At 35.9% G+C, this 15,656-nt stretch carries 15 protein-coding genes; 3 read left to right on the plus strand and 12 right to left on the minus strand.

Features of this window, described 5'->3' with window-relative positions:
• Nucleotides 1-603 precede the first annotated feature (603 nt).
• Nucleotides 604-1,269, plus strand: a complete 666-nt coding sequence (locus tag AB1279_RS19290) for an NAD(P)H-dependent oxidoreductase (protein ID WP_429760450.1) — start codon at nt 604-606, stop codon at nt 1,267-1,269.
• 256 nt (nt 1,270-1,525) lie between these two features.
• On the opposite strand, the gene AB1279_RS19295 is transcribed toward AB1279_RS19290, so the two are convergent.
• A complete protein-coding gene (locus AB1279_RS19295) occupies nt 1,526-2,413 on the minus strand; it encodes a LysR family transcriptional regulator (RefSeq protein ID WP_429760452.1) in 888 nt (295 codons plus the stop codon).
• Nucleotides 2,414-2,687: 274 nt separating this feature from the next.
• Here AB1279_RS19295 and AB1279_RS19300 point away from each other — a divergent pair, with 274 nt between their 5' ends.
• Nucleotides 2,688-3,212 carry a cupin domain-containing protein gene (locus AB1279_RS19300; RefSeq protein ID WP_429760453.1) on the plus strand — a complete coding sequence of 175 codons (525 nt, stop codon included), beginning with the start codon at nt 2,688-2,690 and terminating at the stop codon, nt 3,210-3,212.
• A gap of 138 nt (nt 3,213-3,350) precedes the next feature.
• A complete protein-coding gene (locus AB1279_RS19305) occupies nt 3,351-4,148 on the plus strand; it encodes a dihydrodipicolinate synthase family protein (RefSeq protein WP_429760454.1) in 798 nt (265 codons plus the stop codon).
• 271 nt (nt 4,149-4,419) lie between these two features.
• On the opposite strand, the gene AB1279_RS19310 is transcribed toward AB1279_RS19305, so the two are convergent.
• The 11 genes from AB1279_RS19310 to AB1279_RS19360 form a co-directional block, all read right to left on the minus strand.
• Nucleotides 4,420-5,238, minus strand: coding sequence for an alpha/beta fold hydrolase (locus tag AB1279_RS19310; RefSeq protein ID WP_429760455.1), 819 nt, complete (start codon nt 5,236-5,238; stop codon nt 4,420-4,422).
• Between the two features lie 206 nt (nt 5,239-5,444).
• Nucleotides 5,445-6,734 carry a replicative DNA helicase gene (gene dnaB / locus AB1279_RS19315; protein WP_429760456.1) on the minus strand — a complete coding sequence of 430 codons (1,290 nt, stop codon included), beginning with the start codon at nt 6,732-6,734 and terminating at the stop codon, nt 5,445-5,447.
• Nucleotides 6,731-7,573 (minus strand): DnaD domain-containing protein, encoded by an 843-nt coding sequence (locus tag AB1279_RS19320; RefSeq protein WP_429760458.1) that lies wholly within the window; start codon nt 7,571-7,573, stop codon nt 6,731-6,733. The genes dnaB and AB1279_RS19320 overlap by 4 nt, the downstream gene beginning before the upstream one ends.
• Before the next feature lie 466 nt (nt 7,574-8,039).
• Nucleotides 8,040-8,762 carry a YwiC-like family protein gene (locus AB1279_RS19325; RefSeq protein WP_429760460.1) on the minus strand — a complete coding sequence of 241 codons (723 nt, stop codon included), beginning with the start codon at nt 8,760-8,762 and terminating at the stop codon, nt 8,040-8,042.
• 328 nt (nt 8,763-9,090) lie between these two features.
• Nucleotides 9,091-9,750, minus strand: coding sequence for an L-serine ammonia-lyase, iron-sulfur-dependent subunit beta (sdaAB, locus tag AB1279_RS19330; protein WP_429760461.1), 660 nt, complete (start codon nt 9,748-9,750; stop codon nt 9,091-9,093).
• Between the two features lie 666 nt (nt 9,751-10,416).
• Entirely contained in the window at nt 10,417-11,328 is a 912-nt protein-coding gene (locus AB1279_RS19335) for a DMT family transporter (RefSeq protein WP_429760463.1), read from the minus strand.
• On the minus strand, nt 11,325-12,557 hold the full coding sequence (gene hemA / locus AB1279_RS19340; RefSeq protein ID WP_429760465.1) for a 5-aminolevulinate synthase: 1,233 nt from the start codon (nt 12,555-12,557) through the stop codon (nt 11,325-11,327). Before hemA ends, AB1279_RS19335 begins: the two co-directional genes overlap by 4 nt.
• A 321-nt stretch (nt 12,558-12,878) precedes the next feature.
• A complete protein-coding gene (locus AB1279_RS19345; RefSeq protein ID WP_429761487.1) occupies nt 12,879-13,268 on the minus strand; it encodes a cupredoxin domain-containing protein in 390 nt (129 codons plus the stop codon).
• 482 nt (nt 13,269-13,750) lie between these two features.
• Nucleotides 13,751-14,155 (minus strand): arsenate reductase (thioredoxin), encoded by a 405-nt coding sequence (arsC, locus tag AB1279_RS19350; protein ID WP_429760467.1) that lies wholly within the window; start codon nt 14,153-14,155, stop codon nt 13,751-13,753.
• Between the two features lie 26 nt (nt 14,156-14,181).
• Entirely contained in the window at nt 14,182-15,222 is a 1,041-nt protein-coding gene (gene arsB, locus AB1279_RS19355; protein ID WP_429760468.1) for an ACR3 family arsenite efflux transporter, read from the minus strand.
• 17 nt (nt 15,223-15,239) lie between these two features.
• On the minus strand, nt 15,240-15,641 hold the full coding sequence (locus tag AB1279_RS19360) for an ArsI/CadI family heavy metal resistance metalloenzyme (protein WP_429760469.1): 402 nt from the start codon (nt 15,639-15,641) through the stop codon (nt 15,240-15,242).
• Nucleotides 15,642-15,656: the final 15 nt, after the last annotated feature.

A 15,656-nucleotide genomic window follows, 5' to 3' on the forward strand; every position in this document is an offset into this window, starting at 1 on the left:
AATAAACCTTAAAATTTCATCAAAAGCATTTCCTTCACGATATTCATTTTTTCATAATTCTTTTTGTTTCAACAGGTCCACTACGTATACATTTTTTTCTTCTAGCGGTATGTTACTAATTAAAGCTTTGTATGTAAGTGTATGGTATATCTGTTTTCTTTTCGTCTCCATCTTTATCATAAGTAGATAAAGTATAGACACGTTTATTATCTTTGATCTCACCTTTACCTTGGATTTGAACGTAGTATTCTTGGAATCCCGCCACATGCCCGTCAACCTAAGATTTTGAATTATCCCCAAAACGAAAATTTCATCCTTTCCTAGTTGTCCATAGAAATGTAGTTCATTTTTTTATTTTGGGGAAGAATGGATTTCTTAACTTGATAGCGATGGGACGGAACCCCATAAAAAAGTTACCTTCTTTATCAACTAACGAGGACGGTTTCGTATAAGAAGCTAGCCAACAAAAAAGGTGTTTAATGGAAGATTTCCTAAAAATCGGTTATGCTATCAACAGATCTGTTAGCAAACAGTGTACATACAGATCCGTTGATTTTCCGAAAAATCTGTTCACCAAAAAACAGAAAGAAAGGTTGATTTCACATGATAAGAGCGGAGAGTAAAAAACAGGAAATTTTAAAAGCTTACCAGTTCAGACATGCTTGCAAGGTATTTGATATCAACAAAAAGATTTCGGATGAAGATTTTCACTTTATTTTAGAGACGGGAAGATTGTCGCCAAGTTCAGTTGGCCTCGAACCTTGGAAGTTTGTCGTAATCCAGGATGCAACGCTTCGTGAAAAATTAAAGCCTGTATCTGGCGGTGCCCAAGGACAACTGCCTACTGCCAGCCATTTTGTAGTTATATTGGCCAGACAAGACTTAAGGCATGATTCGGCTTACGTGATGAAAATGATGAAAGACATTCATCATATGCCTGAAGACGTTGTGCAGCATCTTTCCGGTTTCTATAAATCCTTTGTCGAAACAGCACTCGAAGATAATGATCGGCTCATTTTTGAATGGGCAAGCAAACAAACATATATAGCATTGGGAAACATGATGACAGCGGCGGCTCAAATCGGTATTGATTCCTGTCCAATCGAAGGTTTTGATAAAAAACAGGTGACCGCTATTTTACAAGATGAGGGTATCATTAACGGCAACGATTTCGGTGTATCCTGTATGGTCGCCTTCGGATATCGACAAGAAGATCCCAAACGTCCAAAAACAAGACAAAGTCTCGATGAGATTGTTGAGTGGCGATAAACTTAAGATGATATTTCCCAGCATCAGTTGAATTTAGATAAAAGAAAGAGCCTGTTCTGATTCATTTTTTTCAAACAGGCTCTTTCTTTTTGGGTAACTTTTAAAGAATAGTAATATCACTTTGATCAAACTTTATTTCAAATCCACAAATTGCTTATGAAGTAGTGAAATAAGATTTCGATTTTGGGTATTATGAGTTCTTAAATTGATGGGCATGTGGTCACGTAAGAGAGTGTATTACCTATTTTCATGAGTCCTATAATGTAAGCGATGCATCCTTTAGCTGATTAATAAAAATATGTGTAGCAGCACATAAATATTTATCTTTTCTATAGACAATTCCTATTTCCCGAGTAAGATTAGAATTCGAAATTGGAAGAATTTTTATATTAGGATTGTTAAGATACTCTAAGTATGGTTTAGGTAATATCGTTACCCCTACTCCTTCAATAACCATATTAATTAAAGATTCCATCGTCGTAATTTCAAAGACTGGTTCGGGGATGAAACCTAATTCCTTACAACCTTTATTAATAAGTTGTCTTATAAAATAGTTTTCTGGAAGTAGAATAGAAGATGTTGTTTGTAATGCTTCTAATCCTAACATATCTCGTTTCTCTAACGGATGTCCAATAGGTACCGCAAACGCCATTTCCTCTGTATATAAAGAAATTTGTTCTAATTCATCTCCTTTCATAGGCAAAAAAACAATTCCTAAATCTAACTTATTTTCTAACAAGTGTTTTTGAATGTCCCCCGTACGCAGCCCAAGTACAGTTATCTTAATACCAGGGTATAGACGATGAAAATGAAGTAAGACCGGTGGAATTAGATAATTTTCAACTGTTAACAATGTCCCGATAGAAATCGTTCCTCTTTCAAGCCCATTCAATTCATTTATTGAAGTTTTTGCTTGTTCTAATTCGTAAAAAATATTGCTAGTATACTTTAAAAGTAGTTTTCCTGACTCTGTAAGGGCAGTCTTTTTACCAATTCGATCAAATAAAGGTGTTCCAAGTTCATGTTCCAACAACCGAATTTGTTGGCTTAAAGAAGGTTGAGAAATACCAACCTTTTCTGCAGCTCTTGTAAAGTGAAGTTCTTGGCATACTGCATAAAAATATTCAAGCTGTCTTAATTCCATTTCAAGGCCTCCAATCTAAATGATAATAGTTAAAATCGTGAGAAGGTTTATTTATATATAACCTAACGATCTATATGTATAGGGATCAAATCATAGGCTATACCTATCATTATTATATAAATAATTGAATTGTACTATCAATTGAACTATTTTAAACTTTTAATTAAATCAAAGCCCCGCTTGCTAAATTCCTTTATTTAATGAGCGGGCAACCTTTCAATTTTTAAGTTTTAGTAGGAATGAGTTAGATTAAAAATTTGAGGAGGAAAACAAAGTGAGTAATCAGACAACAGATATTATTAACTACAGTGAGTTTTTGAAAAAAAGCAGGAAGCCTGCAATCAGAGCATGTTCTTGGAAATGGAAAGACATTTATCCTTTACTTAAGGAATCAGTATCGGAGGACTTTCTTGAAGCTGGACGTGGAACACTATCACTCATTCATAAAGATACAGGAGATGCGTATGGAACATCATCAACAATGAATGTGGTCGTACAAATTTTCAAACCTGGTGAGCACAATAAGCCCCACCGCCATACGAATGTAGCCCTCAATTTCGTATTTCAGGGCAAAGGATTTAGTATTGTAGATGGTGAGACGATTGAATGGGAAAAGGGTGATTTATTCCTAGCTCCTCCTTGGTCCTCCCATGAACATTGCAACACTTCAGAAACAGAGGATGCCATTTTCTTTACTTTTCAGGATGTACCGGTTCTCACTTCAATGGGCACATGGTTTTTAGAAGAGCCAGTAGGTACCTCGCCGCGACATATAGTAAAGCAAGATAAAAATAAGTAAAGATAAATTCAAATATAACCTAACATATAAAATTTTGTTCTCATTATACTTTTTGGATATTGTGTAAACGACTTAAATATTTACGCTTATATCCAATTTAGTTTTTGAAATGTATATGAATACTGGAGGATATCATTGATGAAAAATTTAAATGTTGCTATTCCTACTCCCTTTCATGATGATGAAAGTTTATATCTAGAAGGCTTTAATTCAATTGTTGAATATTTAACAGATAACGGAATAGAGTCATTACTTGTATCTGGTACTACAGGTGAGCAAAATTCAATGAGTATTGAAGAACGGATGGAAATCATTGATTATTTTAACAAACAAAATTTTAATCATGTTGAACTTATGTTTGGTGTATCGGCCACAAGAACAAGAGATGCATTAAAACTCATTAATAAGATTGAAAATTCCGTTTTTAATTCAATTCTAATTCAATTCCCACCTTATATCCAACCGACACAACAGCAAGCGATTCTCTATATAAATGAGTTGCTGGAACATACAACGAAAAACGTTGTACTTTATAATAATCCTTTCCGAACAGGATTTGATTTAGATGCTGAATCATTTAAGACCCTTGTTGGTCAAAAACATTCTAATCTTGTAGGACTTAAAGAAGAGAGCGATGTCAAACGTCATAGTAACACAAATTTACCTGATGATTTCATTATGTTTGCTGGCGGAGACATAAACTTCACAACAAAGATGATTGATGGCTGTAACGGACTTTCTAGTATGGTAGGAAATGTTTATCCAAAAGAAATTAAGCAAACTTTTAACGACTTATTAATGAATAAGCCAGTTAATCTTCGAAAAATAAATCATTTAATTGATGAAGTTACACGTCATCAACCAATTATAAACATAAAAAATCACTATAATTCTTTAGGTATAAAAGTAGGAACTTGCCGTTCTCCTATTCAATAATATTTAAATTTATAAGGGTTTATTTTAATGAAACTATACTAAGAAGATATCTATTTTTAAGCCGTATTCCCAATAGGAGAATGCGGCTTGAATTGAATAAAGAACACCTACTAACATTGTACTTAGTATAGTTAATAGTTTAAATGGAACAAGGTAGTTAGCGATTTTAAACAACAGTACTGTAAATATAGCGAATTTATTTGTAATGAAACATCTTTAATGTGAAGCAATACTTAATACATAATTTTTCTGTTCTTAACTACACCCTCTTCTAATAATTTACTAAAATGTTGTGTAACTTCTCCGCAAACTCTTTATAATGCATTGTGTTATAGCCCACATGATGTCCAGGAAACTCCATAACTTCTGTTCTTAGTTGTTCCGTTAATGCGACTGTGCAGTGGTAAGCAAAAAAATCTCGTGATGCACTCCCTGCAGCTGGAAGTATCTGCATCGATGAAGACTTTAATGCGCACTTCAATCCATCGATATCTAACGAATAGTTAAGAATTCCTGGGATTTCATGCTTAACGAAATACGTTGAATTCCCAAGAAGACGCTCTGCTAGTATATCTTTCGATTGTCCAGGCTCCATAGCGTCCATTTCCAAATTTGACAATAATTTAATGACCTCACTTCGATGATTTTTCTTAAGATTTTCCATGAATTGCTCAGCTTGTTTTAACTCATTTCCAAATAAAAATTGCAGTAAGATTGGTTCGTGTGGTATCAGTAACTTAATCTGTTCTGGATGATGTATGCATAGATCAATTCCGATGACAGCACCGGAGCTGCTTCCGAACACGTACACCGGTTCATCAGTAAGTTCGGCTATTAGGCGGTGAGCGTCGTTGCTGTGTGTTTCTACACAATAATCCTCAGTTCGATTAGCGAGATCGCTACGGGAATGGCCGCGGCGGTCATAGGTAACAACGGTATACCGGTCAGCAAGGTGGTTTGCAACCTTCAGAAACTTATCAGCATCACCACCTCCTCCATGAATGAAAAGAAGTACAGGTCCCTTTCCACGTACTTCATAGTAGATACTCGCTTCATGCACTTGCAATATTCCATTCTTCACTACAGTCATTTACAACCCCTCTCCTCTCTTTTTATCCATCATAATAATTATTACTTTTTAATAGATCCTAAGACTGGTTTCCTTTACTTTATATGATTTGTAAATTATATAAAATGCAGAAATTAACTTAGAAACAAAACCGCCATATGTAAAAACACTGATCAAAATGTGATTAAATAGCATTTTGATTAATCTCTGATAAACTAGAATTGTTTCTAAAGAATCCCCTCCACAAACCGCCCATACTCCTTCAAAAACCGCAGCTTCACAACCCCAATAGGCCCGTTCCGATGTTTCGCTACATGAATTTCTGTAACATCCTTGTTCTCTGTCTCCTGATCATAATAATCCTCTCGGTACATGAGCATAATCACATCGGCATCTTGCTCAATCTGCCCTGTTTCCCGTAAGTCAGATAAGAGCGGACGTTTATCTTGACGCGACTCCACCGCACGGGACAGTTGCGACAGTGCTACGACGCACACATTTAAATCACGGGCCATCAGCTTCAGCTTGCGGGAGATTTCACTCATTTCTTGAAACCTATTTCCCCTGTGTTTTAAATCGCCTGTAATGAGCTGTAAATAATCAATAATAACGAGCAGCTTTTGATCTGGATGCTTTCGTTTCAGCTTTCGCACTTGCACCCAAATCTCCTGCGTTGTGACGCCTGCCTTATCATAAATTTCAAGCGGCAGATCGCCAATTTCCGCAAACGCCCGGCTTGTTTTCTCCCAGTCTTCGATCGTAAAACGATGCTTCGGATTTTTCAGCCTTTTTCCTGATACTTCTCCGATGCAGGAAACCATCCGTTTCAGCAGTTGTTTATCACTCATCTCCAAGGAAAACAACCCAACTGCCGTACCCGATTTCGCCGCATGAAGCGCAATATTTAAAGCGAACGCTGTTTTTCCTATGGAAGGCCGTGCACCAATTACAACAAATTCACCTTCCTGCAAGCCGCACGTCATCTTGTTTAAAGAGGAAAATCCAGTCTCAATGCCTATGAGCTCTTCTGCGTCCTGATGGAACTCTTCATACAAGCCAACTAAAGTATCCTTCAGATCAAAATCGAGTGTATAATCGACCTCTTCCAGTTCACAAAGTGCCGTAATCGTCTCTCCAATTACTTTCTCATCCTTCTCCGCAAGAAGACGTGCACTCATGTTTTGCGCCATGATTCCCGCATGATGCATTTTCCATGCGCTCCGAACAAGCCCCTCATAATAGGAGAAATTAGCAGTATTCGGAACACTCTCGATGATATTGACAAAATACTCAATCCCGCCAATTTGCTCCAAAAAAGAAGGATCCATTTTCGAAACAAGCGTAACAAGATCAAGCGGCTGTCCGTCTTCCTCTATTTGCCGTATCAACTTGAATATCGCTTGATGCACAGCCATAGAGAAGTGCTGCTCCGTCAGTCGGCACTCCTTAATCAATTCACCATCAAGCAGCAAAGACCCTAATACGGTCTGTTCAGCCTCGACGTTTTGAATGCTCATGGACGCCACCCCTTCTCCTGCAAGAACTTCTGCAGTTCTTCTTCAGATGGTACGTTTTTCTCCCACTCTTCACACTCCTCTAGAAACTTCTCAGTCTCATGAATAGCAGACGATTCCTTCTTCCGAAACTTCACTGCCGCTTCCTCTACTTCACTAAGTTTCGTATATCCCTTTCCGTGCCAATCTCGTAAAATACCTTTCACATAAGCAAGCGCCCGCTTGTTATTTTCATGGGCAATTTGGAGTGCTTTGAGTACAAGCTCCTCTGATAGATCATCAATCCACGCTTGTAGTTCCTCTGCGGTATATGGCGACAAACTGCCAAAGTTTTGTTCATAAAACGTGAATACATTGCCGTCTGAATCTATTTTTTCATCTGCTTCACAGCTTTCGGCATCATCTTTTGGAACATCCTGAGACTCTTCGCTGAAATGCTCCAGCAATAGCGGAATGCTTAGCTCTTCCTCCAAGCATTTTTGAAGAAACATATGCACAAACTTTTTACTTTTCACAGTCTTCAACTCACGCAATACACATTTCTCAACGTTCGTGCTCGTAACTGGGTTATAGCGCAGCCAATTCAGGATAAATAACTCCTTCGTTTTTGCATCATATAATATCTTTCCATAATCAATAAACCGCTGAACCAATTTATCAACAGTCTCTCTGTTGTAGCCTGTTTCCATCTCCGCTAAACGCTTCGGCAATGGATAAATACCGCATTGCGTCGTTTTAGAGCATGTCAGCAAGTATATGTAAAAGTATCGCTCTTCCGGCGTTAAGTCCAATACAAAATCATCCTGCCAAAAATTCACCTGTACATTCCGGTATACTGCCATGTGTATTCCTCCCATCTTTACTGCAAATGTGAAATTGCCGCTTCTTTTATAGATATAAGGATGAGAAAGGAAATTTGGTAATTGATTTTAAATTTTTTTTAATTACTATGATGTTATTTCTTTTGAAATGATTCTTGTAGTAGTTGTTTTTTATTTTGTTTTTGTAATGATTTATTACTTGCAAGGAGCTTGGTAAGGGTTTGTAAGGGGCTGTTAAGGGAATTTTAATCCATGAAAATAGAAGTTAGCTTCATTTCTATTTTCATATTTTTTAATTCCTCCTGATTGTTACCTCTTAACAACAAATGTATGATAAAAATTTCCCTAAGATAAAAAGAGGACTTGAATCACATTTTGCAAACACAAATAAAAAAATACTTTAGTAAATGAAAATTTTTCTTTACTAAAGTATTTTTCATGACATATTTATTTTGAACTAAAGCCGGCCCATTCGATGAACAAGCTATTACAGTAATGCTTTAGCTAACAATACTACCGAAACAAAAAAGTAAATAGAATTGATACTTTCCAAAATACCTACTTTTAGAATTGAAATATTTCTACCATAAAGTATTATGGATCGTAGCAAACTTGGTATAAAGGCAATGGTAAACCACGGTGATACAATGAAGGTCGCAATCACAAGTAAAGAATGATACCCCCATGAAACAAAACGATACGTTGGATTCTTTTTTTCACGAATCATCGTCTTCACATAAAACGTACTTCCCATAAAATACAAAAATGATATAGTGGCAACAACCAATATCTTCTCATCAACTGTTTTCATTGTGAAATAATAACTAATGATTCCTCCTATACAAAACAAAATAATCGCACACGTGTCATTTAGTAGAGCTCGTTCGTTTTTTTGGCGAGAAAAGTAAATATTGATGAAAAAACATGGGAGCATAATAATGGAAAAGCACACAATACGCCATTCATATGTAAGAGCAATGATTGTACACACACAAACCACGCTTAAATAAATAAAGAAAGAATGTAAATAATACTTCTTTCGTGGCTGTTTTACGTACATCAATAAAGGATACGTAGCTAAGTACACAAACAACCATGCAAAAAAGAGCGGTATATGATACCATGTCCCTTTCCCAATTAAAACACCCAATACAAATGGAATCAGCAACATTCCCCATGCTCCATGCTGCTTTGGAATAATTAACTTCATTCTTTCGACACCCTCACCCAAAGTCTTTTATCAGTAGAGATTTTCTTCATCCCCCACCTAACTTCTTTGCTTTCGCTTAACTTTGAGGCGGGGGTATCGTACTGCCTTCACGATTCGGTGCTTGAACCCTAGAGAATAGACGCATACTAGGCGCACAATAAAAGCACAGCCTTCAAACAGACTGTGCTTTTTTCTGCGTATAAAGAATTAAAAAAGTTAATAATGGTTGCATAACATTTAGCAGCAATCATCTCAGCCGTTTTGTATGTGAAGAAACTTTGCACCAGAACCTTCCTCCAGTTTTATAGATTCCTTGCACTAAAACCGTTTAATCTAAGACTAGTGTTTGATAAATCTTTGATGATCCTTTAATCTCCTCGATTATTTCATGATTTAATAGTTCCTCAGTTTCAATTACCAATAGAGATATTTGTCCTTCCTCTTTTCGCGATACACGTATCATATTAATATTAATTTTACGTCTTGATAATATAGAAGTTACAGACGAAATTGTACCAAAATGATCATTGTTCATAATAAGAAGAGCTGATCTTGTTTCATTTAACTTCAAATCAAAACCGTTAATCTCAATAATTTTGATTTTTCCCCAACCAACCGAACAAGCAATCATCTCAATTTTATCTTCACCTTTGTATAAAGTAATCTTTACTGTATTGGGATAAGACGGTTTTGCAATCTCTTCTATACAATTAATTGTAATTCCTCTTTCTGTTGCAATTGTAAGTGCATTAGAGAATAGTGAGTCCTCCATTTCAAAGCCTAAAATACCACCAACAATTGCTACATCGGCTCCAACAGTGCAATTAATTTTTTTGAATGCTCCATATAAAGAAATTTCAATTTTTTCTGGGTCTTTTAAAAATAGCTGACGAACAATATGTCCTATCTTTGTTGCTTCTACTCCATAAGCACTAGGTGTTCCAATAGTAATAGGACCAATAATATCAAATACTGATTTATATTTCATGATTACTCATTCTCCTTAATATTAGTAGTAGGGATGTATTAATAAGATGTTTTTGTATTAAGAACATATTGTTGGTTTGAAATAAAGTTCAATTAAAAGCAATCTCGCAGCCACTAAAAATTTGATATATGGTCAGTTGTTATTTTAAATAAAGTTTGATCAAAATAAGAATCATCCGTTATTTTTAGTAACTTACTTTTTTAAGAAAGTTTAATCAAAATTTCACATAAAAGCTGATATCACTGTATTTAATTTGTTTTCACACCATTAAAACAGTTAAACTTTCTCCAAAACATCGCAACTTTTTTAAAAACGGTTCATCTTTTTTATAAACGGTACGACTTAATTTCAAAGCTACACATATTTCATAACTAAAAGTTAACGAAAATAATGACTATAATAAACAATCCATCCTCTTATCAGGATTTGTATCCAATTTAAAGGTTTTTTTGATATTTTTAACAATAATTTTTAATAAAAAGGTGTATTGATTTATTTATCAGTATTAAAGATGAACAATCATGTTTATTTAAAAAATCAATAAATAGAGAATGCAATCTACTAGATAGTTACGCCTTATTTACAATTACACTAGAAATCTTGAAGATCTGTTCACAATAGAAGAAAACAGCATTATATTTTATAAATAAAGCCCATGGGAATTTTTTAATTCCATGGGCTTTCATTTTTCATAACATTCCGATTCCTATGTGGTAAGCGAAATCCTAGTGCAATTGCTGCTCCAGTGCAACTAAATAAACATCCGAACAGTAAATAGAGAGTAGGTGTAGAGTCTCCAATCGCAACAGAGGCGACACCACCTATTGCAGGAAAAAGTGCCACCATATAACTACTGACTGATGCACCGATTCGTTCTACTAGCTTGAGGTAGAACATCCATGCTCCAAAGGAAGCAAATACAGTTAAAAATGCCAAAGCCCCAAGATAAGAAACTGACGTTGGTAGTGTAAAGTTCTGTCCTTGAAAAACACAAATAGCAAGTAAAAGTATTGAAGCCACAACAAAGCCAACACTATTCGAATAAACTGCATTAATACCACGACGTGCATTTTGAGCTGAAGCAGCATCACCAATAGCTGTAAGTATAGTTCCAATCAATGCAAGGCCTATTCCTTTTAAGTCACTTGTACTAGAGCTCTTTATTAGTAATGGATAAACCAATATAGAAACACCCGTAATACCGACTATTCCCCCTATTAGAATTCGGGGATGAAGACGCTCACCTAGAAATATACGAAGTGCAATCGGTGTCAGAACTGTCTTCAGTGAAAACAGCAGCGTTACTAGTGCGGCAGAAATCCAAATTGTCGCGTAGTATAAACACAAGTAGCTTAGGGCTAAGTTACATACCCCAAAAGTAACAAGGGGGAAAACATCTTTACGAGAAGGCCTACCATTTGGACGTACCACGCACATGAGAACAATAAACATTAGTGCAGCCCCCATCAAGCGATAGGTCAATGACAATTCAAGACTTACAGGTGTACCTTGTATTTTTACTACAATAAAGTTTAATCCCCAAACTATTAAGCAGAAGATATACATAAAAGCTGTCATACATGTACCACGTCGTTCTCCTTTGCAAAAGGAATATCAAAATAATTAAAAACTTCTGTTAATGCAACAGCCAGTTGCGTTATCTGTTCCTCAGTGTGATTCGGTGTAACGTTAACCCGGAAGCGTTCTGTGCCGACAGGAACCGTTGGTGAATTAATAGGCTGCAGATAGACGTGATGTTGTTCAAGTAGACGCTGGGCAGCCGCTTTACATTTTTTTGCCTCACCAATTAGTACAGGAAGAATATGTGTTTCACTTGAATCCATTATCGGAATATTTGCTTGAGCAAGTGCTTCTCTTAACATGCTAGTCTTTTGGTGCAGGACATTTCGCTCGTTATCTGAAGATTTTAAGTGTTCAACGCTAGCATGACAGGCCGCAACAACAGCTGGTGGTAAAGATGTAGTAAAAATAAAACCGGATGCAAAAGAACGAACAGCGTCAATTAGTAATGCTGAAGCTGCAATGTATCCCCCGATTACTCCAATACCTTTTGCCATTGTTCCTTGAATAAAGTCCAATTGATCCACAAGACCTAGTTTAGCAGCTATTCCTGCTCCGCGAGGACCATACATACCGATTGCATGTACTTCATCAAGAAATGTTAAAGCATTATATTTATCTGCCAGATTCGCAATCTTCTGAATTGGTGAGATATCGCCATCCATTGAGTATACTGACTCAAATACAATAATTTTTGCTCGATCATGTGGTTGAGCTGCAAGTAACTCTTCTAAATGGTCAACATCATTATGTTTAAATATCGCTCGTTCGGCTTGAGTGCTACGTATACCATTGATAATTGAAGCATGGTTTCGTTCATCAGAAAATACTATGCAATTTGGAAATAAACGAAGTAAACATTGTAATGTTGCATCATTCGATCCATATCCTGTAGGAAAAACTAGTGCGGCTTCTTTACCATGCCATTCCGCAAGTGAAGATTCAAGTGCAGCGTAATGATAATGTGTACCACCTATATTTCGAGATCCGCCTGAACCAGCACCAAATGCTCGAATTGCATCGTACATTGCTTCAGTAACTACTGGGTGCTGAGACATTCCTAGATAGTCATTGCTGCACCAAACGACAACTGGCTCTGCATCTTTCTGACCATTCAATTGTGCTAAAGGATATTGGCCCCGTATCCGATTAATTGTGACAAATTCTCGATATTGTCCGCTTTCTTTTAAAGATTCGAGCCTATTTTCAATAATTTCTGCATACATGACTTTTCCTCCTAGTATAATTTACGGCTCATCCAGTTTGATATTTAAATTAACAAAAAAAGGGAAAACCGTTATATAATTACTTTGTAAGTATATAAATAAAATACAAAAAAAAACAAAATTGTACACATTTTCATAATTTTATCAATAAACAATAATAACTATTATTAAAGAGATGGTCATATTACGCCATATATAATTAAGAAGAGACTCGTTTCCTCTCAAAGAATTATTGCCACAATTTTGTCAAATTCATATAAAACAACTTTTTTATTTGGATAGCTGCTTATTAAACAAGCAAGGCCCTATTGGCCCTGCTTGTTATTTGACTATTACTTTTCCATCCATTCCTTTCTGGAAATGGTACCGACATATCAGTTCATATGTACCGGGATCTTGAGGTTTCACGGTAATGGTTGTTTCTTTTCCCGGCTGGACTACGGCGTCAATTCTGAGCTTTTCCACTGTGAAGGTGTGCTCTTTCTTACCTTGGTTTTTCAATATCAACGTTGTCGTTCTTCCAATCGGAATAGTGATGACATTCGGATTAAAGTAATCATCGTTCAACTCGACCTCAATCACTTTCACTGACTCAATAGGCTGTGTTACGACCCCGGATTCGGCAAATACACTGAGTGAGCCCGGAGTTGTCACAACCAAAATCATCGCAAGCAAAACGACCAATCCAGTTAACCACTTTTTCACAGACATTCGCAATCCTTCCTTTCCTAAGTAAGCACTATTGTTTTCCAATTCATAAAATATTATCACTATAAATAGGGTTCCAACATGTTTCAAATAGTAGCTCCTTTATCTGAAACAGTGACAAAGAAAAAAAATTGACTCTAATAGCGATCTTCTGGAATCCATTCTTCTCCAATTAAACTGCACCATTAGTTTAAGTGTAATACTTCATATTCAAACAAAATATTATCATCGTCTTCCACAATCTGGCCCTTTAGTAGAGTAACTTTATTGCTATTCAACAGTTCCTTTTATATCACTTTAATTTAAATACACTGCATTAAAAAACGGATATTATGTTTAATATGGGAGTCCAGCACTCCTTTTTAGCACATTATATAATTATTAACTACACATTCATGATTTAGGAAACAGTTTTTATAGAACAGAAAATAAAGAAAGACCGTTAATACACTGGCTCTACATGTATTAACGGTCTCTTATTGATATTATTCTCCTGTTTCAGCAAATCTCTTAATACGTGTACCAATCTCATCGCGTACTCTTTGGAATACAGACCACTCTTGCCCCGCAGGATCATCAAATCCCCAATGAACTCTTTTTACATGTGGAGGCGTTGTTGGACAAACATCATTCGCATGACCACAAAGTGTTACAACAAGGTCAGCAGTATTTAAAATTTCCGGATCAATAGTATCAGATGTTTGATTTGTAATATCAATATCTATCTCTTTCATTGCTTTAATAGCGTTTGGATTTACACCATGCGCTTCAATACCAGCTGACAGCACGTTCCATTTATTTCCTAAATATTTTTTACCCCAAGCTTCAGCCATTTGACTACGGCAAGAGTTTCCAGTGCACAAAAAGTAAATCGTTTTTTTGTTATCCATTTTAATTCCACCTATTCTATGAATGCTTATCTTTGTTGTATCTGAAAGTACTTACGTTGGAACCAAAGTGCTACATTAACAAGTGCAATCATAACCGGAACTTCTACTAACGGTCCAATAACTGCTGCAAACGCTGCGCCTGACTGAATTCCAAATACACCTACTGCAACAGCAATCGCTAATTCAAAATTGTTACTTCCTGCTGTAAATGCTAATGTTGTTGTTACTCCATAACTTGCACCAATTTTTTTGCCCATAAAGAAAGAAACAAAAAACATAATTACGAAATAAATGAGTAATGGAATCGCAATACGTATAACATCAAGTGGTACACTTACAATAACCTCTCCTTTTAAAGAGAACATCACAATAATTGTAAATAATAATGCGATTAAAGTAATTGGACTAATCTTTGGAATGAATACTTTTTCATACCATAGACGACCCTTTGTTTTTACTAAGATTAAACGAGTTAACATCCCAGCAATAAACGGTATTCCCAAGTATATAAACACTGATTTCGCAACCTCTGCCATTGTAATATCAACAATAGCTCCTTCAATTCCTAACCATTCGGGAATTACTGTTACAAACACATACGCATACACGGAGAAAAATAACATTTGAAATATGGAGTTAAAAGCTACTAAACCTGCAGCATACTCAGTATCTCCCTTTGCTAGGTCATTCCAAACAATAACCATTGCAATACAGCGAGCCAAACCAATCATAATTAAGCCCACCATATATTCTGGTTTATCGGGTAAAAATATTATAGCTAAAGCAAACATTAGGACGGGCCCAATTATCCAGTTTTGAACTAGTGATAATACTAATACTTTTACATCTTTAAATACTCTCCCCATTTCTTCATAACGAACCTTTGCTAATGGGGGATACATCATCAAAATTAAACCTATTGCTAGTGGGATAGATGTTGTACCTACTTGTAAACTATTTATGCTACTCGTAATTTGAGGAAATAGTATCCCTATCCCGATTCCTAGAGCCATGGCGAGAAAAATCCAAAGGGTTAAGTATCGATCCAAAAATGACAGTCTTTTCATAAGATGCTCCTTTCATATTAACAGCAAGATGTAGGTTCTACCTTATGAACATCGCTATCTGCCTTTGTATAGAAGAATTCCCATTCGTTACCGTCAGGATCAGTTATCCAAAACTTATCTTGTACAGCATAGCAACATGTTGTATTCATCTCGTCTCTTGCAAAAAAGCCTTCCTTTTCTAATCGATCCTTATGGATTTTTATTTCTTCTTCATTTTCTACTTGGAACCCAAAATGATTCACTTGATTTCCAGACACTTCATCTTTTACATTTAAAGTGAAGTTAAGTCCTGGAGTATTTAATAGGAACTTTGCATAATCATTTTTCACCTTAACTGGATTTACTCCAAATGCTTTTTCATAAAATTCAATAGACTTTTCTAAATTTGTAACATTAATCCCAACATGTACATATTTCATTACAAATTCCTCCTT

The sequence above is a fragment of the Bacillus sp. S14(2024) genome (assembly GCF_050473785.1).
Classification (GTDB): Bacteria; Bacillota; Bacilli; order Bacillales; family Bacillaceae_G; genus Bacillus_A; species Bacillus_A yunxiaonensis.